Raw genomic sequence first — 19,229 nt, 5'->3', positions numbered from 1 at the left:
GCGGCGGAAGAACTGGACCGTATCGATACGGTGGTGGCCCGTCTGGACCTGTCTCGAGCGGTGCGCAGCATAGACCTGTACATCGTGAAAGGCACAGCCGCGGAGAGCCCGCAGGCGCCTGCTCTTACCCGGGACAGTACCATCTGGGAACTGGGCCTGGCCAATTTGTTCGTGGCGAAAAATGTGTCCACCATCTCCCAGCAGCGTATTACCGACACACGGCTGGACACCAGCCGCTGCGGCATGGTCATGACGCCTCTCGAAACACCCGACTGGGAGGCGTACTTCGCGCAACTGCAGGCTGTGATTGCCGCCCAGGCCCAGGCGGGCACCGAGCAGATGAATGCCTGGCAGGTAGCATTTAACGCCTGGTTTGAGGCAATGAAAGGACAGCTCAGTGAAGACGCAGCCGGAAATCTGCAGCTGCAGGTGGACGATGTTGCCGCCGCTGCCCAGGCAGCCACCAGTCGCACCTACACCGCTGTTCTGCCCACGGAGGGGTGGACCGGCGACGGGGAGACCGGCTACACCCAGACAGTGGCTTGCGAGGGTATGACCGCCGACGTGGTCACCCTGCAGCCCATGATCCTGCCCACCGGCGACCGGGCGACAGATATTGCCGCCCGCGAGGCCCTGGGGTACATCTCCATGGTGGAGACCCTGGCCGGCCAGGTGACGGTGACCTGCTGGGAGGATAAGCCGGCGGTAAACCTTACTGTTTATTTGGTGGAAGCGAGGTGAGCGTATGAGCAAAAGCATGATGGCCGCCGCCGGAGGCGGCAAGGTGACGGTGGAGGGGCTGTCTGCCGATGTGGTGTTGGCTGAAAAGACAGTGACCGTGAAGCAGGGCACAAAAGAAGTGGTTAGCGTAACAGGCAATATTGTGGCTCCAAGTTTTGCCGTGGGTGCTGGTGTATTCGCCTCGAATACGCGAGATTCCGGGTATGGTGGATTCTACATCAACGAAAACAATCAATTTGTAGGGTTTGCATCTTATAGGGGTGCTACTGTATCGGGAAAATGTAAGGTAAGAAAGGGCCAAACCCTTTATTGGTACAACATAGGCAACTGCCTTATAATGAATTTTGGAGGAGGGCGAAGCGGCACAGGCTCATACACCTATCAAGATGATACGATTGTTTCGTTTACTTTACAGGGCGGTGGAGGAATCGGCCCTGATACGGCACGAGCGCATGTTTTGTAAGGAGGAACACCCATGGAAAAAGCACTGGATATTCCCCGCTGGCAGGATATCCTGGACGCGGATGCCGCCCGGGTGGCGAAGTGAGAAAGGAGTACATATGACGAGCGAACAAAAAAAGGAGATTCTGAAGGCGCTGGCCTACGGCCTGGACGAGGCGACGGCGGCGGCCTGCAACGGGGTCACGGTGGAAGAGGCCCATGCCCTGGCCGCGGCTGAGCAGGCCGCCGTGACGGCCAAGCGGGCGGAGCTGAAGGAGGTGTACCCGGATGCCTTTTGAAGCAAGGGTCGTAGATGTATCGGTATACCAGGGGACCATCGATTGGGCCCAGGTCAAGGCCGCCGGTATCTATGCTGCGGTGATCCGAGCAGGTTATGGCCGGTACGCCAAGCAGGAGGACCTTCGATTTGCCGAAAACTACGCGGACGCTCAGGCGGCGGGCCTGCCTGTGGGGGTGTACTGGTTCAGCTACGCCCACACGCCGGAGGAGGCCGTGCAGGAGGCACAGATCTGCCTGCAGGTGCTGGCGGGCCGGGGGCTGCAGATGCCCCTCTATTTCGACCAGGAAGAGAATGACATCCCGACGGCCAACCGCACCGCCTGTGCGGTGGCCTTCCTCGACCATATCCGGGCCAACAGCCCCTATATGCCCGGATACTACAGCTACACCGCCTACTTTGCCAGCGTGGACATCCCCACCATCCAGGCCTATGCTGACACCATATGGCTGGCCGACTACCGGGCCAGCTACGACAAGACCATCCCCCGGGATATGCACCAGTACACCAGCAGCGGCACGGTGGCGGGCATTACCGGGCGGGTGGACTGCAACAACCTGTTCCGGGATTTCCCCAGGGAACTCGATAAGGAGGACAAGCCCATGAGTTTTGAGCCGATTACCGGCAAGGTGCTGCGCTGCACCAGCGCGGAAAATCCGAAGTGTGAGACTTTCAGCGCCCCGGATATCAACGCCAGCCTGGGTGTGCTGGAACTGAACGAAATCTATCCCATCACTGCCAAGGGGAACACCATCCAGTTGGCGAACATGACCGGCACCTGGTACAAGATCATCGCTGACGGCGCAGAGGTCTACTGTCTGGAACTGCCGGACGGCCGCTGTGTGGTAGAGGATGCCCCCGCCGTCGAGACCCCGGCCGTGGATCTGACCGAGGTGCTGGCTGCGCTGGCCCGCATCGAGGCCGGGCAGAGCCGGATCGAAACCAACCAGGCCGAGCAGGGCAAGCAACTTACCGCCCTGCAGGACAAGCTCACCGCTTCCGGCGTTGCGTTGGCGAAGTAAGGAGAGAGACATGAAAAAACTGTTCATCTCGCAACCTATGCGCGGAAAATCCGACGAGGAGATCCTGAAAGAAAGGAAAGAGGCTGTACATGCAGCAGAAGAGGCGCTCGATGAAAAGGTGGAAGTGGTAGATAGCTTCTTCCTCGGCGCACCAGCTGAAGCAAAACCGCTTTGGTTTCTGGCGAAAAGCATTGAGCTCCTTGCGGGAGCTGACGTGGCTTTCTTTGCCAGTGGGTGGGAATCCGCCCGTGGGTGCCGTATCGAGCACACCTGTGCTGAAGAATACGGCGTGAAAATTATCGAACAGGGAGGGCGATGACAATGCAGCTCCCTGACTGGGCCGTGCAGTACTGGGTAGTTTGGGCTTTCGGACTTCTGACGGCTTGTCTCGCTGCCCTGTGGCGGTACGCCTTGGCCCAGCACAAACGGCAGAAAGCGCTGGAAACCGGCGTGCAGGCCCTGCTGCGCGACAGGATCATCCAGTCCTGCGACTACTACCAGAAAAAGCAGAGCATCTCGGTGCATGGCCGGGAGAACATCCAAAGTATGTACGCAGCCTATCACGCCCTGGGCGGCAATGGAGCAGTAACCGCCCTGGTGAAGGACGTGAACGAGCTGCCCACCCATTTCTGAAAGGAGAGAGATACATGAAACTGAATCTTCCCGTGCGGCTGAAAAATCCGGTATTCTGGGCGCAGTTGGGCCTGGCGGTGTTTACTCCTGTTCTGGCCTACTTCGGCCTGACCGGCGCGGACATCACCAGCTGGCCGATCCTTGGCCAGACCCTGCTGGCCGCGATCCGCAACCCGTATGTGTGCGCGCTGGCGGCGGTGAGCGTCTGGAACGCCCTCAACGATCCCACCACCGCCGGCCTGGGCGATTCCGCCCGGGCGCTTACTTACGATTCCCCGGCGGAATAAGTTGTACCGGCTTGCACGGCGTGCAAAGTCCGTGCGAGTTAACATATTAGCTAACAGGTTAACTTAAAGTTAATTTGAAGTTAATTCAGAGTTATAGAAAGGCCCCAACCATCCGGACTTTCCGGACGGTTGGGGCCGCTTTTTGTTTGCTTCGGTCGCATTACAAAGCAAAATCCCCCAGCCGCTGCAGCTGGGGGATTTTGTGGTTATCGCGCGATTTGGAAGCCTATCAAGATGTAGGAACCAAGCGGCTTTATAACCATGCGTGGTGCCGGTGGTGGGGGTCGAACCCACACGCGGTTGCCCGCAACGGATTTTGAGTCCGTCTCGTCTGCCAATTCCAACACACCGGCATGATGTGTAACATGACCATTATAATATGAAAAGAGGGACAAATCAAGGACATTTTGACGGAGAAAAACGCGAAAGGTTGCAAATTATGCAGGTTGGTGGAACAGATGGGTACAGAGACGAAAAAATTTATTGACAAATGCCAAAAGACGGTGTACCCTATTAAGGTGTAGAATCCCAGGTTTCAGGAGGCCGTATATGCCGTCCCGCCAACCGCTTTCCCTTGAGTTGCTGCGCCGGGGGGACGAAGCTGCCATGGCGGCAGCCATCGCCCGCATGATGCCCGCGATCCGTCGGGGCGCCGCGTTCTGCGCCGGCCCCGGTATGGAGTTTGAGGACGCCGTGCAGGAGGGGATCATCGGCCTGTTCCGCGCGATCCAGACCTACGATCCCGGCCGGGGCGCGTCCTTTGAAACCTACGCCGGCGTGTGCGCCCTCAACGCGCAGATCGCCGCCGCCCGCTCGGCCCGCAGCAAAAAGCACGGGCCGCTGAACGACAGTGTTCCGCTGGAAGAGAGCGGCACCGCCCAGAGCCCCGAGGAACTGGCCATCGCTGCCGAGCGGTACCAGCAGATCGTGCGGGAGATGGAGGTGCGCCTGTCCGAGCTGGAGCGTCAGGTGCTGGCCCTCTATCTGGCCGGGTGCAGTGCCCGGCAGATCGGGCAGCGATTGGGCCGGGATGAAAAAACGGCGGAAAACGCCATGGGCCGGGTGCGCCGCAAGCTGCGCCGCTATCTGCCCGAAGATCTGGTCTGACAGGCCGGTTGGCCTGCCGCGATAAATGTGCCCTATGTAGCTTAACAGTCAGAGCGTTGGTCCCAAAACCAAAGGTGTCGGTTTGAATCCTTCCGCGGGCAAAAAATTTCCATTAAGGAGACAGAAATCATGTACGAAGACAAGACTTTAGTATGCAAAGACTGCGGTAAGGAATTCGTTTTCACCGCCGGCGAGCAGGAGTTCTACGCCAGCCGCGGCTTCGAGAACGAGCCCCAGCGCTGCAAGGCCTGCCGTGACGCCCGCAAGAGCGCTACCCGCGGCACCCGCGAGATGTACGAGGCTACCTGCGCTGCTTGCGGCGGCGTGGCCCGCGTGCCCTTCCAGCCCCGTGAGGACCGTCCGGTCTACTGCAGCGAGTGCTTCGCCAAGATGAAGGAGAACCAGTAATCTCCCCATCCTGCCGCACGGCTGAATGAATGCATGAAAAAGCGCCCTCCGCCCGGAGGGCGCTTTTTTGCTGCGGGACGGCCCGTCCGCGCTTTTCTTGCGCCCGGGCGGATTTTACGGTACAATGGTACACACCGGGGCGCGGGCTGAAAACCGCCGCGCCCGCAAATTCTGTGCAGCGGGGGACCATTCATGAACAAAACATGCAGACGCTGGCTGGCCGGCGCAGTGCTGGCGGTGATCGTGCTGGCGGCGCTGGCCTGGACCTGGTACGGGGTACGGCAGACCGCCGACGGCCGCTCGCGCTATGAGCAGATCAACGACGAATACAGCCAGGTGGTGGACCCGGCCGATCCGTCGGCGGGGCTTGTGCAGACCTTTGCCTGGGAGAAGGGCGGGGCACTGTACGGGGTGCGGCTGCTGTTTTCCATCCATGGCCGGGTGGCCCACGGCACCCTGTACGCGGAACTGCAGGACAGCGCCGGAACCCGCCTGGCGGGGGCTGCCTGCGATATGACCGCCCTGCTGGACAACACTTTCTATACCTTTATTTTTGAGGAGGGCCCGGTGAACCTGACCGCCGGGGAATCCTACCGGCTGCGGGTCTGGTACCAGCCCGCCACGGCAGAGGATGTGGTGGGTCTGTGGGCCAGCGAAACGGTGCTGACGAACATGCCGCTTACCGGCGGAACCGCGGACAGCGGGGAGGGCACCGCCGCTTTGCAGCTGGTCACCGACCACAGCGGCGGCTTTGCTTCCCGGGCATTCTGGGTGCCGGGGGCGCTGCTGGCGCTGGCGGTGCTGGGCGGCTGGTGGCTGCTGTTTGTGAAAAAGGCCGGGGCCGTGCCGGTGCTCTGCGTGGCCGGCGCGCTGCTGGGGCTGATAATGAGTTTGATCATCCCGCCGCTGGCCGGGCCGGATGAATACGCCCACGCTGCTACCGCCTACGCCCAGGCCAGCGAACTGCTGGGCCAGGCCCCCTACGACGAGCAGGGCCGCCTGCGGATGCGGGAATGCGACGCGCCCCACATGACCGACGAAACCGGCGAGCGGGGCGTGTTTGCCTACAAGCGGATGGCCGGGCAGCTGCTGGAGACCGGCCATGACGGGGCGCTGACCGCCGTGGCCGAGGATGTGCGCGCCGCCGCGTCCGGCAACCGGCTGCTCTATGCGCCCATGGTGCTGGGCATGGCGCTGGGCCGCGTGCTTGGGCTGAGCTTTTACGGAATGCTCTGGCTGGCCCGGCTGTGCAATCTGGCGGTGTATCTGGCGCTGGCCGCCCTGGCGCTGCACCTGACGCCCCGGGCGAAAAATGTCTTTTTCTGCGCCGCGCTGCTGCCCATGGCGCTGCAGGTGGCGGGCTGCCTGTCCGCCGATATGCCGGTGATGGCGCTGACCCTGCTGTGGATAGCCTGGTGCCTGCGCGGCTGCGCCGGACCGGTGACCACCGCCGGCTGGCTGGCGGGGATGCTGCTGGCGGCGCTGCTGGCCCCGGCCAAGGCCATCTACCTGCCGCTGACCGGGCTGTGCCTGGTGATCCCCGGCGCCAATCTGGGGGCGCGTCCGGGCTGGAAAAAGACCGCTATCCTGGGGGCGGCTGCGCTGTCCTGGGCTGCGGCCAATGCTTCTTACTTCGGATACCTGATGCGGGATATGCCCGACGCCGCTTTCTGGCTGGGCGGGGCCGCGGCGGTGGCCGCCGCCGTGATCGGGCTGTGCGCCGCCCGCCTGTGGGAGCGCCGCCCCGCCGCCCGCCGCTGGATTCTGCTGGTGGGTGTGGCGCTGGCGCTGGTCGCGCTGGCAGCGCTGTTCTGGATGGCCTCCCACTGGGGCGAGGATCCCACCCCGCAGCAGCTGGTGGAGGGGATACAGCCCAACGGCGATTCCATCTACACCTACAGTGTGGGCTATATCCTGCGCAATCTGCCCCGGGTGGTCAAGCTTACGGTGGCCACCTTTGCGGCCAAGCTGCCCGCCTACTGGCAGCAGGCGCTGGGCACCGCCCTGGGCGAGCCGGTGATCTACTCGGTGGAGGTCAGCTGGCTGCTGACCCTGGCGCTGACAGGGGTGCTGTGGCTGGCCGCCATGCCCGCCGCCGACAGCCCCCGCCGCCTGCCCGGCTGGCGGCTGTGGTGGGTGCTGGCCCTGTGCGCGGGCTGTGTGGCCCTGTGCGTGGCTGCCTGCCTGACCTGGACGCCGCTGAACTATGAACAGATCTTTGGCATTCAGGGGCGGTACTTCCTGCCGCTGGTGCCGTTGCTGGCCCTGGCCGCCGGGGAATGGCGGGGCGTGGTGCGCAGCCGGGACCTGTCCGCCGGGGTGCGGCTGGCCCAGATCGGCCTGTGCGCCGCAGTGCTGCTGGAAGCGATTTCCCAGCTGGCCGCCCTGTGAAAGGCTTGCCAAACCTGCCCCTTTGGAGTACAATACCGATGTATATGCAAAAACGGGCGCTCTGCCCCGACAATAGTATAAGAAAGCGAGAGATACAACTATGATCACGAAGGATTCCATCATCGGCGACATTCTGGATATGGACCGCAACACCGCTCCCTACTTCCTGGAGATCGGGATGCACTGCCTGGGCTGCCCGGCTTCCCGCGGGGAAACCCTGGAGCAGGCCTGCATGGTCCACGGCACCAACGTGGACGAGCTGGTGGCCAAGCTGAACGCCCATTTTGGCAACAACTGACCGGCCCGCGCCCCATCTGGACGCCCGTCTGCTGACTGCCGCCCATCTGGTGCGGCCGGGCAGTGTGGCGGCGGATGTGGGCTGTGACCATGGCCGTCTGGCTGCCTGGCTGGCCTGTACCGGCCGCTGCCCCCGGGTGATGGCCGGCGATCTGCGTCCCGCTCCGCTGGCAACCGCCCGGGAAACCTGCCGGGCCTTTGCCTGTGAAGACCGGGTGGACTGCCGGCTGGCGGCGGGCCTGGAGGGCCTGGAGCCCGGCCAGGTGCAGGACATCGTGGTGGCGGGCCTGAGCGCCGAAACCATGATCGAAGTGTTTGAAGCCGCGCCCTGGGTGTTTGCACCCGGGATGCGGCTGGTGCTGGTTCCCGCTACCCGGCACGAGGTGCTGCGCCGCTGGCTGGCCCGCCGGGGATTTGCCCTGGCCGCCGACATCCCGGTGCAGTGCGCCGGGCGCTGGTACGCGGTGATCGCCGCGGACTATACCGGCAAAGGCCGGGAGCCGGAGGAGGCCTGGTGCCAGTTGGGGGATACCGGCCTCTATCCCGGCGGGGAAGGCTACAAGGCCGACCGGCTGATCCGCTGGCGCAAGCGGCTGCGGGGGATGCCCGACGAGGAGGAGCGCGCCCGGCAGCTGGCAATGATCGAGCAACTGGAAGGATAGGAGGTGGCCCGCATGGCCCGTGTGGACGAGATCCTGACCTATGTGCAGCAGCTGGCCCCGCCGGAACTGGCGGAAAGCTGGGACAACCCCGGCCTGCTGGTGGACTGCGGCGCGGAGGTCACCAGCATTCTGGTGGCGCTGGATGTGACCGATGAGGTCATCGCCGAAGCGGAGTACCAGGGCTGCCAGCTGATCGTGACCCACCATCCGGTGATCTTCAAACCGCTGCGGTCGCTGGCGCGGGGATCGCTGCCCTACCGCCTGATCAAGAAAAACATCTCCGCCCTCTGCGCCCACACCAATCTGGACGCGGCCGAGGGCGGGGTCAACGACATTCTGTGCCGCCTGCTGGGGGTGCAGGATGTACAGCCGCTGGACAAGCTGGCCCGGATCGGCCGGGTGCGCACCACCAGCGCCGACCTGCTGGCGGAACAGTGCCGCCAGGTGCTGGGGGCGCATGTGAAGCTGGTGGACGCGGGCAAGCCCATCAACCGGGTCGCGGTGGTGGGCGGCAGCGGCGGGGACTTCCTGGAAGCGGCCCTGGCTGCCGGGGCGGACGCGCTGGTAACCGGCGAGGCCGGGCATCATACGGCGCTGGACGCCCGCCACGCAGGGCTCAGCCTGGTGGTGGCCGGGCACTACGCCACCGAGCTGCCCATTGTGCCGGTGCTGGCAGACAAGCTGGCCCGGAAGTTTCCCGGCGTGCGGGTGCTGTGCAGCCGCCGCTGCAAGGACCCCTTTACGTATCTGTAACGGCTTGCGGGGCTGTGGGGGCAGGATGCTGTCCCCGCGGCCCCGTTTTGGCCGTTGTCCTGTTATATCGCGAGGTGAACCATGGCTCTGGATGCCGCCACGCTGGCGCTTTGCGCCCGCGAGTTGAAAACCACTCTGCTGGACTCCCGGATCGACAAGATCTTCGAGCCCACCCGGGACGAGGTGCTGCTGCTTCTGCGCACCCGCACCGATACCTATCGCTTGCTGCTCAGCGCCCGCAGCGGCTCCGCCCGGGTCTGCCTGACCGGCGAGAGCTTTGAAAATCCGGCCACCCCGCCGGGATTCTGCATGCTGCTGCGCAAGCACCTGGCCGGCGGCCGCCTGCTGGATATCCGGATGGAGCCGGGGGAACGGATCGTCTTTTTTGATTTCCAGTGCGTCAACGAGATGGGCGACCTGGTCAAAAACACCCTGGCCGCCGAACTGATGGGCCGCTATTCCAACCTGGTGCTGGTGCAGGACGGCCGCATTCTGGACGCCCTCAAGCGGGTGGATTTTGAGGATTCCGCCATCCGGCAGCTGCTGCCCGGCCTGCCCTACACCATGCCGCCCCGGCCCGCCCGGCCGGACTTCTTCTCGGTAAGCAGCGCCGCGCTGGTGGCGCTGGCCATGCAGAAGGACCTGCCGGTGGCCGACGCGCTGATGAAAAGCTGCGGCGGGGTAGGCCCGGTGGTCTGCCGGGAAGCCGCCTTTCGGGCACTGGGGGACAGCCACCGCCCGGCCAATGAACTCACCGCCGCCGAGCAGTCCGCCCTGGCCGCGGCGCTGGACGCCATCCGGGACGATCACGCCGCCGGTGGGGTGCCCACCGCCGCCGCGGCGCCGGACGGCCGCCCGGTGGAGTTCAGCTTTACCGCCCTGACCCAGTACGGCCCCGACGCCTGCCGTACCTATCCGGACTTCAGCGCCCTGCTGGAGGATTACTACGCGGTCAAGGACCGGGCCGAGCGTCTGCGCCAGAAGAGCCGCGACCTGCTCAAGACGGTGCGCAACCTGCACGAGCGGGCGGTGCGCAAACAGGCCGCCCGCACCGAGGAACTGGCCCAGAGCGAGGCCAGCGACGAGCTGCGCATCAAGGGCGAACTGGTGCAGGCCAACCTGTGGCAGATCGAGCGGGGGATGGCCAGCGTCACGGTGGACAACTACTACACCGGCCAGAAAGAGACCATCCCCCTGGACGTGCGGCTGTCGCCCAGCGGCAACGCCCAGAAATATTTCAAGGAATACAAAAAGAAACAGACCGCCGCCAAAATGCTGGCCCGCCTGCTGGAAGAGGGGGCCCGGGAGATCGAGTATCTGGAGACGGTGGTCTATGAGGTGGAGACCGCCTCCGGCGAGCAGGCCCTGGGCGAGATCCGGGCCGAGCTGAAAAGCCAGGGCTATCTGAAATATTATAAGGTACGGGATAAAAAGCAGAAGCCTGCCGATTTCTTCCGGTACCGCTCCACCGACGGCTTCCTGATCCTGGTGGGCCGCAACAACGCCCAGAACGACAAACTCACCCTGCACACCGCCCGGGGCCGGGATCTGTGGTTCCACGTAAAGAACGCCCCCGGCAGTCACACGGTGGTCATCAGCGAGGGCCAGCCCATCCCGGACTCCACCCGGGAAGAAGCTGCCCAGCTGGCGGTGCTCCACTCCAGCCAGGCAGGGGGCGCCAAGGTCCCTGTGGACTACACCTTTGTGCGCAACATCCGCAAGACCGGCGATTTGAAGCCCGGCATGGTGCTCTACGACACCTATGAGACCGCCTACATCACCCCGGACCCCGCCCTGCGGGAGAAACTGCGGGTATAACGGGCGCTCTCTGCCGGACCCCAACCGCGAACGGCCGGCGGGCACCGGAAAGCTGCCCTGCCGGCACGGAGGCAAAAGTCAACGATCATGCAACAATCTACCCGGATCCGCAACCCCTGGATACGCCTGCGCCGCTGGTTTGCGGCGCGGCCGGTGCTCTGTACGGTGATCAGCCTGCTGGCCTGTGCCGGGGTGCCCCTGCTGTACCAGGTGCTGATCGAGTTTACCCGCATCCGCTCCTTTACCGTTACCCTGACCTATCTGAGCGGCCGGATTTCCAATCTGCTGCTGGGCTGGGTGCCGCTGGCCCTGCTGTTTCTGGCGCTTACCCTGCTCACTCGGCGGCCTGCTGTGCCGGCCGGGATCATGGGGGTCATTCTGGCCACCGGCGGGATCTCCAATTATCTGAAACTCTCCTACCGGGACGAGCCGGTGGTGCCCAGTGATCTGTTCATCCTGCGGGACGCAGCCACCATCGGCACCGAGATGCGGCCCGCCATCACCCGGGAGATGGTAGTCTTTGCGCTGGCGGTGATCCTGGTCACCGTGGCCCTCACCTTTGTGCGGCTTCCCTGGCCGAAGGGCGGCCGGGGCTGGGCGCTGCGGGCGCTGTCCGGCGGGATGGCGCTGGTCTGCGCCTGCCTGTTCACCGTGCGGGAGATCTGGCACGAGCCCAGCATGCGCGCCCGGGGGCTGGGGTATTTCTCCACCGGCCTGGCGGACGAATATTATAAAGGTACCTTTGTGCCCATCTTCCTGCATATGCTGGGGGATATGAAGATCGACCCGCCCGCCGGCTACCGGAAAACCTCGGTGGAGCAGCTGGCAGGGGAGATGGCCGCCCAGGCGGGGGAACGGGATTCCCAGGCCACCCCGGATATCCTGGTGGTCATGTCCGAAAGCTGGTTTGATCTGGAACGGGTCATTCCCGGGGAGTACTCCCAGGATCTGACCGCCAACTTCGACCGGCTGTCCCGGGAAGGGGTCAGCGGGTATTTCCTCAGCGAGGGCTATACCGGCGGCACCGCCAACATCGAGTTTTCGGCTCTTACCGGCTTCTGCACCGATCTGCTGCCCCAGGGCAGCACCGCCTACAGCGAGTACATGCACGAGGACTTCGCCAGCTATCCGCTTTACCTGAAGCAGCAGGGCTACACCAACGTGGCCATCCATCCCTACCTGCGCAGCTTCTATGACCGGGAGGACGCCTACGCGGACATGGGATTCGACGCCTTCTATGATATGGAGGACTTTGCCGACCCGACCTACGCCGGCGACTACATCAGCGAAAAGAGCACCATCGACAAGCTCATTGATACCTATAAAGAAGAGACCGCCAAAACCGACGGCGGCGTCTTTATCCATACCGTCACCATCCAGAACCACGTGTCCTATACCGGGGGGATCTATCCGGACGGCTACCGGGTCACCGCCAAGGTGCCGGAGCTCAACAAGGAGGAGACCGCCCTGCTGGAAACGGTGGCCACCAACATGCGGGACATCGACCGGGCGCTGGGCCGCCTGACCGACTATCTGGAAACGGTGGACCGGGACGTGATCGTCCTGTTCTTCGGCGATCACCAGACCGGCGTGGCCGATGACGATACCATCAACGTGAACGAGAAGGCGGCCAGTTATCTGGGCCTGCCCGACCAGGAGCGGATGGTGGAGAAGTACAAGGTGCCGTTCCTGATCTGGAGCAACCACGACAAGAAGGACGCGGTCACCGAGCCGCTCACCACCGCCTATATGCTGCTGCCTATGCTGGGCGCCTACTACGATGCGCCCCAGCCGGCCTGGATGAGCTGGCTGCACAGCACCCTGCCGGAATGCCGGGGCCTGGCCCGGGGCTATGCCATCGCCCCGGACGGCAGCGTGGGCCTGCCGGAAGGGCAGATCAACGAGCTGCTGAGAAAATACTGGACCGTCCAGTACGATCTGATGTTCGGCGAGGAGTACAGCCGGAATATTCTGTACAGCTGACAGAAAAAAGGGCCGCCGGAGGGGCAGAAAACCGCTTCCGGCGGCCTTTTTCCGGCCGTTTGGGGCCCGTTTGCGCAAAAGGGAGAAATTCTCAAAAAAAATTCTAACTTTTTTACAAAAAGGGGTTGCAACACCCGGCGGTGTGTGCTAAAATAAACCTCGGCTGCAAAGGACCCCGTGCACAATGGGGTACGGGGCCACGATATGCGATGATGCGGGAGGTTGCCGTAGCGATACGGGTTTTTCCGCGGAGTATGTCCGATCTAGAACCGGGCGAAAGAATTACTGACAGCAAAGGGATACGTTCTCACCGGCTTGCCGTGCGAACCAATGTCCAACTTAATTTGCTACAGGTCTGTCCGGGGGAACTGCCTAGCGGTTCACCGGCTTTTCTGATGCAAAAACGTGAAACACCCGGCGCTGTGTACAGTGGTTTATCGGATCGCCTAGGCACCAAAATTTAACAGGAGGCGAACAAAATGGCAGTCAAGGAGAAAATCAGGATTCGTTTGCAGAGCTACGACCACCAGCTGGTGGACGCGGCCGCGGAGAAGATCGTGGAGACCGCTAAGCGCACCGGCGCCCGCGTGTCCGGCCCGATTCCCCTGCCCACCGACAAGGAAGTGGTGACCATCCTGCGCGCTGTTCACAAGTACAAGGACAGCCGCGAGCAGTTTGAGACCCGCACCCACAAGCGTCTGGTGGACGTCCTGAAGCCGTCCAACAAGACGGTCGAGGCCCTCATGGGCCTGCAGCTCCCCGCCGGCGTGGACATCGAGATCAAGCTGTGAGCGTGCACGGGCGCCTTACTTAATCGGTAAGGGCAGCCGCCGAGCCGCCAACTGCCGGAAACCCCGGCGCCCCTTCGCAAACACCCGATCCCGAGCACCGCTCCCCAGCGGAGAGGTCATGTTGGCGCGAAAGCGCGTCAACCAATAACCTTATAGGAGGAAAAGAAAATGCAAAAAGGTATCATCGGCAAGAAACTGGGCATGACTCAGCTGTTCGATGAGAACGGCAAGGTCGTTCCCGTCACCGTGATCGAGGCTGGCCCCTGCACCGTGGTGCAGAAGAAGACCGTGGAAAGCGACGGTTACCAGGCCGTGCAGCTGGGCTTCGGCGACATCGCCGCCCGCAAGGTCAGCAAGCCTGCCAAGGGTCATTTCGACAAGGCCGACGTGGCCCCCAAGAAGACCCTGCGTGAGTTCCGTCTGGCTGACATCAGCGCCGTGAACGTGGGCGACATCCTGAAGGCCGACGTCTTCGCCGCCGGCGACCACATCGACGTGGTCGGCGTCAGCAAGGGCAAGGGCTACGCCGGCACCATCAAGCGCTGGAACGGCCATCGCCTGCGCGAGAGCCACGGCACCGGCCCCGTTTCCCGCCATGCCGGTTCCATGGGCGCCTGCTCCACCCCCAGCCGTGTGTTCAAGGGCAAGAAGCTGCCCGGTCACCTGGGCGCTGAGCGCGTGACCATCCAGAACCTGACCGTCGTCAAGGTGGACGCGGAAAATAATCTGATCGCCGTCAAGGGCGCTGTGCCCGGCCCCAAGGGCGCCGTGGTCTGCATCTGCGACAGCGTGAAGGCGTAAAGGAGGAAAGCACAATGGCACAGTTTGACGTTTTGGATATGAACGGCAAGAAGGTTTCCACCGTAGAGCTTTCCGACGCCGTTTTCGGTATCACCCCCAATGAGAAGGCCGTGCACATCGCGGTCGTCAACTTCCTGGCCAACCAGCGCCAGGGCACCCAGAGCACCAAGACCCGCAGCGAGGTTTCCGGCGGCGGTCGCAAGCCCTGGCGTCAGAAGGGCACCGGTCATGCCCGTCAGGGTTCCACCCGCAGCCCGCAGTGGACTCACGGCGGCGTTGCCCTGGGCCCCAAGCCCCGCGATTACAGCTACCGCATCAACAAGAAGGTCCGCCGTCTGGCCGTGCTGAGCGCCCTGAGCGCCAAGGCCCAGGCCGGTGACATGATCGTGATCGACAAGCTGGCCTGCGAGGAGTACAAGACCAAGACCGTGGTCAACATGCTGGCCGCTGTGGGCGCTTCCAAGAAGGCCCTGATCGTGAACGACGCTGTGGACGCCAAGTTCGTCAAGAGCGCCGCCAACGTGCCCGGCGTTAAGACCACCACCGCTCTGAGCGTGAACACCTACGACGTCGTGAATGCCGACAAGTTCATCATCAGCGTGGACGCTGCCAAAAAACTCGAGGAGGTTCTGGGCTAATGAAAGCTGCACAAGACATCATCCTGGCCCCTGTCATTACCGAGAACTCGATGCAGGGTATTGCCAGCAAGAAGTACACCTTCAAGGTTGCGACCGACGCCAACAAGATTGAGATCGCCAAGGCTGTTGAAAGCCTGTTCGGCGTGAAGGTTGCCAAGGTCAACACCATCAATGTGCGCGGCCGTTACCGCCGCCAGGGCATGCATGCCGGCTACACCGCCGCTGCCAAGAAGGCCATCGTGACCCTGAAACAGGATTCCAAGGGCATCGATTTCTTCGAGTCCATGGTATAAAGAGCCCCCGAGGGCTTGCTTATGGGGATATGACCCCGATAATAATTCATAAGATCAAAAGGAGAAAATAGCCATGGCTATCAAAAAGTATAAGCCGACTACCCCGGGCCGCCGCGGCATGACTGTCACCGATTACAGCCAGCTGAGCAAGGTCGCGCCCGAGCGCAGCCTGCTGGAGCCTATGAAGAAGGCTGCCGGTCGCAACAACACCGGCCGGATCACCGTTCGCCATCACGGCGGCGGCAACCGCACCAAGTACCGCGTGATCGACTTCAAGCGCAACAAGTTTGACGTGCCCGCCACTGTCAAGACCCTGGAGTACGATCCCAACCGCAGCGCCCACATCGCCCTGATCGAGTACGAAGACGGCGTCAAGAGCTACATCCTGGCTCCGGACGGCCTGAAGGTGGGCGACACCGTGATGGCCGGCCCCAACGCCGACATCAAGCCGGGCAACGCGCTGCCCTTCGCCAACATCCCCGTTGGTACCACCATCCACAACATCGAGCTGTACCCCGGCAAGGGTGGCCAGCTGGTGCGCAGCGCCGGCAACATGGCCCAGCTGATGGCTAAGGAGAATGGCTACGCCCTGGTGCGTCTGCCCAGCGGCGAGATGCGCAACGTGCCTCTCAACTGCATCGCCACCATCGGCCAGGTTGGCAACCTGGATCACGAGAACGTGAACCTGGGCAAGGCTGGCCGCAAGCGCCACATGGGCTGGCGTCCCACCGTCCGCGGCTCCGTCATGAACCCCTGCGACCACCCCCACGGCGGCGGCGAGGGCAAGAGCCCGGTTGGCCGTCCCGGCCCTGTTACCCCCTGGGGCAAGCCGGCTATGGGTTACAAGACCCGCAAACATCACAACCGCTCTGACAAGTTCATTGTCAAGCGCGCGAACGGTTAAGAGAGGAGAAGGAACATGGGTAGAAGTGTTAAGAAGGGACCTTATGTCCTGCCTGTTCTGCTGAAGCGTGTCCGTGAGATGAACGAGTCCGGCGAGAAGCGCGTGCTCAAGACCTGGAGCCGTTCCTCCACCATCTTCCCCGACTTCGTGGGCCACACCTTTGCCGTGCACGACGGCCGCAAGCACGTGCCTGTGTACGTGACCGAGGATATGGTCGGCCACAAGCTGGGCGAATTCGCCCCCACCCGGACCTTCAAGGGCCACGCGGGCGCGAAGACCACGAAATAAGAGAAGGAGGAACACAACCATGGAAGCTAGGGCACATCTTCGATACGCCCGCATCAGCCCCCGGAAGGTCTCGATCGTGCTGGATCTGATCCGCAATCAGCCTCTGGACAAGGCGCTGGCGATCCTGCAGTACACCCCGAAGGCCGCTTGTGAGCCCCTTCTGAAGCTGGTGAAGTCTGCTGCCGCGAACGCGGAAACCAACCACAACATGGACAAGAACAACCTGTACGTGGCCGAGTGCTTTGTCACCCCCGGCCCCACCCTGAAGCGCATCATGCCCCGCGACCACGGCCGTGCCTACCGCATCCTGAAGCGGACCAGCCACGTGACCGTCGTTCTGAAAGAGAAAGAGTAAGGAGGAGGTAAACAATGGGCCAGAAAGTCAATCCCCACGGTCTGCGCGTGGGCGTAATTAAAGATTGGGACAGCCGCTGGTTTACTTCCAAGAAGGAGTTCGGCGACACCCTGGTCGAGGATTACAAGATCCGTAAGACCCTGAAGAAGCAGCTGTTCGACGCGGGCCTGCCCAAGATCGAAATCGAGCGCACCGTCGACAACCAGACCGGCGCTCCGAAGGTTCGCATCAACCTGTACTGCGCCAAGCCCGGCATGGTGATCGGCAAGGGCGGCGCCGAGATCGAGAAGCTCCGCGTTCAGCTGGAGAAGATGATCGGCAAGAGCGTCAACCTGAACATCGTGGAAGTCAAGAACATGGACACCAACGCTCAGCTGGTGGCCGAGAACATCGCCGCTCAGCTGGAGCGCCGCATCGGCTTCCGCCGCGCGATGAAGCAGTGCATGGGCCGCGCTATGCAGCGCGGGGCCAAGGGTATCAAGACCCAGGTTTCCGGCCGTCTGGGCGGCGCGGACATCGCCCGCACCGAGCACTACCATGAGGGCACCATCCCCCTGCAGACCCTGCGCGCCGACATCGACTACGGCTTCGCTGAGGCCGACACCACCTACGGCAAGATCGGCGTCAAGGTGTGGATCTACAAGGGCGAGGTTCTGAAGGGCGCCAAGCCCGCATCCCGCAAGGAAGGAGGCAACAAGTAATGTTACTGCCTAAGCGCGTTAAATACCGCCGCGTCCATCGCGGCCGCATGACCGGTAAGGCCATGCGCGGCAACACCGTCAACCAGGGCCAGTACGGCCTTGTTGCCCTCGAGCCCGGCTGGATCGACAGCCGTCAGATCGAGGCTGCCCGTATCGCCATGACCCGTTACATCAAGCGTGGCGGTAAGGTTTGGATCAAGATCTTCCCCGACAAGCCCGTTACCGAGAAGCCGGCCGAGACCCGCATGGGTTCCGGTAAAGGTTCTCCGGAGTACTGGGTGGCCGTGGTTAAGCCCGGCCGCGTACTGTTCGAGCTGGCCGATGTGGATGAGGCCGTCGCCCGCGAGGCGCTGCGCCTGGCCATGCACAAGCTGCCGGTCAAGTGCAAATTCGCAATGCGTGAAGAGGAGGTTGAAGCCTGATGAAAGCCGCAGAACTGCGTGATATGTCCAGTGCCGAGCTGAACAAGAAGCTGGCTGAGCTGAAAGAAGAGCTGTTCAACCTGCGCTTCCAGCACACCATCAATCAGCTGGACAACCCCGGCCGTATGGAGATCGTCCGCAAGGACATCGCCCGCGTGCTGACCGTCCTGGCGGAGAAAGCGTGAGGAGGAGTAAACGATGGAACGCAATTTGAGAAAGACCCGTGTGGGCACCGTTGTCTCCGATAAGATGGACAAAACCATCGTCGTGGCCGTCAAGGACAGCGTTCAGCATCCCCTGTACAAGAAGATCCTGAAGCGCACCGTCAAGTTCAAGGCGCATGACGAAAAGAACGAGTGCCGCGTGGGCGACCGCGTGCGCATCATGGAGACCCGCCCCCTGTCCAAGGACAAGCGGTGGCGCCTGGTCGAGATCGTAGAAAAGGCGAAATAAGCCTGATACTTTGAAAAGGAGGATCTGGCAATGGTTCAGATGCAAACGTATCTCAAAGTGGCCGACAACACCGGTGCCAAGGAGTTAATGTGCATCCGTGTGCTGGGCGGCTCCCGCAAGAGATATGCCAACATCGGCGACGTCGTGGTGGCTTCCGTCAAGAAGGCGGCCCCGGGCGGCACCGTGAAGAAAGGCGACGTGGTCAAGGCTGTGATCGTTCGCAGCAAGCATGGCCTGCGCCGTGAGGACGGCAGCTACATCCGTTTCGATGAGAACGCCGCCGTTATCATCCGTGACGACAAGAATCCGCGAGGCACCCGTATCTTTGGGCCCGTGGCGCGCGAGCTGCGCGAGAACGGCTACCTGAAGATCCTGAGCCTGGCTCCCGAATCGCTGTAAGGAGGTTTTAAGAATGAACAATCTTCATGTTAAAACCGGCGACACCGTTATGATCATCAGCGGCAAGGACAAGGGCCAGACCGGCAAGGTGCTCGCTGTGAGCCCCAAGGAGGGCAAGGTCATCGTTGAAGGCCGCAACATGGTTACCAAGCACGTCAAGCCTCGCCGTCAGGGCGAGCAGGGCGGCATCGTGAAGGCCGAGGGCGCTATGTACGCCTGCAAGGTCATGCCCGTATGCCCCAAGTGCGGCAAGGCCACCCGCGTGGCCCACTCCGTCAAGGACGGCAAGAATGTGCGCGTGTGCCGCAAGTGCGGCGCCGAGCTGTAAGGGAGGTAAGTGACA

The 19,229-nt window shown here is 62.7% G+C and carries 27 protein-coding genes, 1 tRNA gene and 1 pseudogene; 28 read left to right on the top strand and 1 reads right to left on the bottom strand.

Features of this window, described 5'->3' with window-relative positions:
* The 7 genes and pseudogenes from B5E65_RS16265 to B5E65_RS13880 form a co-directional block, all read left to right on the top strand.
* Positions 1-741, top strand: a pseudogene (locus B5E65_RS16265) (hypothetical protein); the annotation flags it as partial.
* A gap of 4 nt (positions 742-745) precedes the next feature.
* Positions 746-1,204 carry a hypothetical protein gene (locus B5E65_RS13905; protein WP_087172367.1) on the top strand — a complete coding sequence of 153 codons (459 nt, stop codon included), beginning with the start codon at positions 746-748 and terminating at the stop codon, positions 1,202-1,204.
* 97 nt (positions 1,205-1,301) lie between these two features.
* On the top strand, positions 1,302-1,481 hold the full coding sequence (locus tag B5E65_RS13900; RefSeq protein WP_087172366.1) for a hypothetical protein: 180 nt from the start codon (positions 1,302-1,304) through the stop codon (positions 1,479-1,481).
* Positions 1,471-2,502 carry a GH25 family lysozyme gene (locus tag B5E65_RS13895; protein WP_087172365.1) on the top strand — a complete coding sequence of 344 codons (1,032 nt, stop codon included), beginning with the start codon at positions 1,471-1,473 and terminating at the stop codon, positions 2,500-2,502. Before B5E65_RS13900 ends, B5E65_RS13895 begins: the two co-directional genes overlap by 11 nt.
* Before the next feature lie 10 nt (positions 2,503-2,512).
* Positions 2,513-2,821, top strand: coding sequence for a DUF4406 domain-containing protein (locus tag B5E65_RS13890; RefSeq protein ID WP_087172364.1), 309 nt, complete (start codon positions 2,513-2,515; stop codon positions 2,819-2,821).
* Positions 2,822-2,823: 2 nt separating this feature from the next.
* A complete protein-coding gene (locus B5E65_RS13885; protein WP_087172363.1) occupies positions 2,824-3,135 on the top strand; it encodes a hypothetical protein in 312 nt (103 codons plus the stop codon).
* Positions 3,136-3,149: 14 nt separating this feature from the next.
* Positions 3,150-3,422, top strand: coding sequence for a phage holin family protein (locus tag B5E65_RS13880; RefSeq protein WP_164488817.1), 273 nt, complete (start codon positions 3,150-3,152; stop codon positions 3,420-3,422).
* 266 nt (positions 3,423-3,688) lie between these two features.
* Here B5E65_RS13880 and B5E65_RS13875 read toward each other — a convergent pair.
* Positions 3,689-3,775 (bottom strand) — tRNA-Leu (locus B5E65_RS13875).
* A gap of 196 nt (positions 3,776-3,971) precedes the next feature.
* Here B5E65_RS13875 and B5E65_RS13870 point away from each other — a divergent pair.
* The 21 genes from B5E65_RS13870 (at position 3,972) to rplX (ending at position 19,214) form a co-directional block, all read left to right on the top strand.
* Complete coding sequence (locus B5E65_RS13870) at positions 3,972-4,529, top strand: sigma-70 family RNA polymerase sigma factor (protein WP_087172362.1); 558 nt, start codon at positions 3,972-3,974, stop codon at positions 4,527-4,529.
* 129 nt (positions 4,530-4,658) lie between these two features.
* Positions 4,659-4,937, top strand: a complete 279-nt coding sequence (locus B5E65_RS13865) for a zinc-ribbon domain containing protein (RefSeq protein WP_087172361.1) — start codon at positions 4,659-4,661, stop codon at positions 4,935-4,937.
* Between the two features lie 192 nt (positions 4,938-5,129).
* Entirely contained in the window at positions 5,130-7,328 is a 2,199-nt protein-coding gene (locus B5E65_RS13860) for a DUF2142 domain-containing protein (protein WP_087172360.1), read from the top strand.
* A gap of 100 nt (positions 7,329-7,428) precedes the next feature.
* The gene (locus B5E65_RS13855; RefSeq protein WP_087172359.1) at positions 7,429-7,626 is read left to right on the top strand and encodes a DUF1858 domain-containing protein; all 198 of its coding nucleotides are present in this window, start codon (positions 7,429-7,431) and stop codon (positions 7,624-7,626) included.
* Positions 7,613-8,287 carry a class I SAM-dependent methyltransferase gene (locus B5E65_RS13850; RefSeq protein ID WP_087172358.1) on the top strand — a complete coding sequence of 225 codons (675 nt, stop codon included), beginning with the start codon at positions 7,613-7,615 and terminating at the stop codon, positions 8,285-8,287. The genes B5E65_RS13855 and B5E65_RS13850 overlap by 14 nt, the downstream gene beginning before the upstream one ends.
* A gap of 12 nt (positions 8,288-8,299) precedes the next feature.
* Positions 8,300-9,040 carry a Nif3-like dinuclear metal center hexameric protein gene (locus B5E65_RS13845; protein ID WP_087172357.1) on the top strand — a complete coding sequence of 247 codons (741 nt, stop codon included), beginning with the start codon at positions 8,300-8,302 and terminating at the stop codon, positions 9,038-9,040.
* A gap of 81 nt (positions 9,041-9,121) precedes the next feature.
* On the top strand, positions 9,122-10,858 hold the full coding sequence (locus B5E65_RS13840) for an Rqc2 family fibronectin-binding protein (RefSeq protein WP_087172356.1): 1,737 nt from the start codon (positions 9,122-9,124) through the stop codon (positions 10,856-10,858).
* A gap of 87 nt (positions 10,859-10,945) precedes the next feature.
* The gene (locus B5E65_RS13835) at positions 10,946-12,841 is read left to right on the top strand and encodes an LTA synthase family protein (protein ID WP_087172355.1); all 1,896 of its coding nucleotides are present in this window, start codon (positions 10,946-10,948) and stop codon (positions 12,839-12,841) included.
* 479 nt (positions 12,842-13,320) lie between these two features.
* Entirely contained in the window at positions 13,321-13,632 is a 312-nt protein-coding gene (gene rpsJ, locus B5E65_RS13830; protein ID WP_087172354.1) for a 30S ribosomal protein S10, read from the top strand.
* 168 nt (positions 13,633-13,800) lie between these two features.
* Positions 13,801-14,433 carry a 50S ribosomal protein L3 gene (gene rplC / locus B5E65_RS13825; protein WP_087172353.1) on the top strand — a complete coding sequence of 211 codons (633 nt, stop codon included), beginning with the start codon at positions 13,801-13,803 and terminating at the stop codon, positions 14,431-14,433.
* A gap of 14 nt (positions 14,434-14,447) precedes the next feature.
* Positions 14,448-15,071 (top strand): 50S ribosomal protein L4, encoded by a 624-nt coding sequence (gene rplD / locus B5E65_RS13820; RefSeq protein ID WP_087172352.1) that lies wholly within the window; start codon positions 14,448-14,450, stop codon positions 15,069-15,071.
* Entirely contained in the window at positions 15,071-15,364 is a 294-nt protein-coding gene (gene rplW / locus B5E65_RS13815) for a 50S ribosomal protein L23 (RefSeq protein ID WP_087172351.1), read from the top strand. The genes rplD and rplW overlap by 1 nt, the downstream gene beginning before the upstream one ends.
* A gap of 73 nt (positions 15,365-15,437) precedes the next feature.
* Positions 15,438-16,268 (top strand): 50S ribosomal protein L2, encoded by an 831-nt coding sequence (rplB, locus tag B5E65_RS13810; RefSeq protein WP_087172350.1) that lies wholly within the window; start codon positions 15,438-15,440, stop codon positions 16,266-16,268.
* A gap of 15 nt (positions 16,269-16,283) precedes the next feature.
* Positions 16,284-16,556 carry a 30S ribosomal protein S19 gene (gene rpsS / locus B5E65_RS13805; protein WP_087172349.1) on the top strand — a complete coding sequence of 91 codons (273 nt, stop codon included), beginning with the start codon at positions 16,284-16,286 and terminating at the stop codon, positions 16,554-16,556.
* A gap of 19 nt (positions 16,557-16,575) precedes the next feature.
* A complete protein-coding gene (rplV, locus tag B5E65_RS13800; protein WP_087172348.1) occupies positions 16,576-16,911 on the top strand; it encodes a 50S ribosomal protein L22 in 336 nt (111 codons plus the stop codon).
* A 14-nt stretch (positions 16,912-16,925) separates the two neighbouring features.
* Complete coding sequence (gene rpsC / locus B5E65_RS13795) at positions 16,926-17,612, top strand: 30S ribosomal protein S3 (RefSeq protein WP_087172347.1); 687 nt, start codon at positions 16,926-16,928, stop codon at positions 17,610-17,612.
* On the top strand, positions 17,612-18,034 hold the full coding sequence (gene rplP, locus B5E65_RS13790) for a 50S ribosomal protein L16 (RefSeq protein ID WP_087172346.1): 423 nt from the start codon (positions 17,612-17,614) through the stop codon (positions 18,032-18,034). Before rpsC ends, rplP begins: the two co-directional genes overlap by 1 nt.
* Positions 18,034-18,219 carry a 50S ribosomal protein L29 gene (rpmC, locus tag B5E65_RS13785; RefSeq protein ID WP_087172345.1) on the top strand — a complete coding sequence of 62 codons (186 nt, stop codon included), beginning with the start codon at positions 18,034-18,036 and terminating at the stop codon, positions 18,217-18,219. The genes rplP and rpmC overlap by 1 nt, the downstream gene beginning before the upstream one ends.
* 13 nt (positions 18,220-18,232) lie before the next feature.
* Positions 18,233-18,487, top strand: coding sequence for a 30S ribosomal protein S17 (gene rpsQ / locus B5E65_RS13780; RefSeq protein WP_087172344.1), 255 nt, complete (start codon positions 18,233-18,235; stop codon positions 18,485-18,487).
* Between the two features lie 30 nt (positions 18,488-18,517).
* Entirely contained in the window at positions 18,518-18,886 is a 369-nt protein-coding gene (gene rplN / locus B5E65_RS13775) for a 50S ribosomal protein L14 (protein ID WP_087172343.1), read from the top strand.
* A 13-nt stretch (positions 18,887-18,899) separates the two neighbouring features.
* Positions 18,900-19,214 (top strand): 50S ribosomal protein L24, encoded by a 315-nt coding sequence (gene rplX / locus B5E65_RS13770; RefSeq protein WP_087172342.1) that lies wholly within the window; start codon positions 18,900-18,902, stop codon positions 19,212-19,214.
* The last annotated feature ends 15 nt before the right edge of the window (positions 19,215-19,229 follow it).

The sequence above is a fragment of the Gemmiger sp. An120 genome, from assembly GCF_002160955.1.
In the GTDB taxonomy this organism is placed as follows: Bacteria; Bacillota; Clostridia; order Oscillospirales; family Ruminococcaceae; genus Gemmiger_A; species Gemmiger_A avium.
This window is presented reverse-complemented; position numbering and strand designations above follow the sequence as displayed.